This is a genomic window from Streptomyces sp. NPDC029216 (assembly GCF_040648015.1).
GTDB lineage: Bacteria > Actinomycetota > Actinomycetes > Streptomycetales > Streptomycetaceae > Streptomyces.
Genome location: NZ_JBEZWL010000322.1, coordinates 1 through 1,058 on the forward strand (window position 1 = coordinate 1; position 1,058 = coordinate 1,058).

Genomic DNA, 1,058 nt, shown 5'->3' on the forward strand with positions numbered 1-1,058 from the left:
GCGTTACTCAGGTTGAACTCGTGATGTCGGCGGCAGGACCGGATGGAGGAGCGGCTGTGGCATGCTCGTCCGCGTGATCGAGGTCCCAAATGATGGCTGGTCGTTCGCAGCAGCACGGGAGCCGGCTCACTTCGGTGCTTGCGAGGTGAACGGGGCCCCTGGTGTCGAGCACGCGGTAGGCGCGCGCGGGACGCTGTGTGGCATATCGGCACGGCACACCACTCTCTACCTGCATCTTTTCGTTCCCGACGCGCTGCAGTCGTGTCGACGGTGCCGTCAGCAGGCCGACGCGGCCCCGACCCAGCCTTGTGCCCAGGAGCGCCTTCACGGCCGAGTCCGGGATTCGGCTCCGGGCACGATGCGCGATGAGCTACTCGCCGCCCTTCGTACGGGGGCGACGGTTCGCTTGTGGATCAACGGCCGCTCCGCAGATCTGGCAAAGTTCTACGCGAGGATCGACGAGCTGACCGAGGGTGTCGGGCCCGCTGCCGAAGCTTTCGCGTCAGCGGCGACAATCGGACTGGCGAACGTTGAGCACGAACTCTGGCGGTTCCTGGTCGTCCTGCCAGAGGGCGACGCTCCTCCGATCGTCGCTCGCGGACCACGCGACCGCTGATGCGGCCAAGACCTGCCGATGTCGAACACGATCACGGCAACGCAGTGGTCAGCCCGGTCGCGGCCAGGCAGCGTCGATGAGCTGCGGCCGGTACTGGATCTTCCGTAAGCCGCGTCTGACCGTCTGCACGAGGTGGTCCGGGTCGGAGAAGGCGACGTTGGCCAGGAATCCGCGTCGCAGTAGCGACCAGATGCCCTCGACTGGATTGAGATCGGGCGCGTACGAGGGCAGCTGGTAGACGGTGAGCCAGTCCTGGGCGGCGATGAACTTCTTCATGCCGGCGGCCAGGTGGGTGTTCAGGTTGTCCCAGATCAGGATGATCGGTCCGCCGAGCTGGTTGTGTGCCGCGGTGATCAAGTCGCGGTAGTCGGTCCAGGCGAAGCTCTTGCGGCCCTTGCTCCTGCCCTGGCCGTCGTCCAGCCTGGGCCGGTAGATCAGCCGG

Annotated in this window: 1 protein-coding gene; it reads right to left on the reverse strand. The window is 66.3% G+C overall.

From position 1 onward, the window contains the following. Nucleotides 1-664 precede the first annotated feature (664 nt). Nucleotides 665-1,058 (reverse strand): transposase (locus AB0F18_RS39325; protein WP_362070376.1); only part of this gene is annotated, 394 nt, incomplete at its 5' end.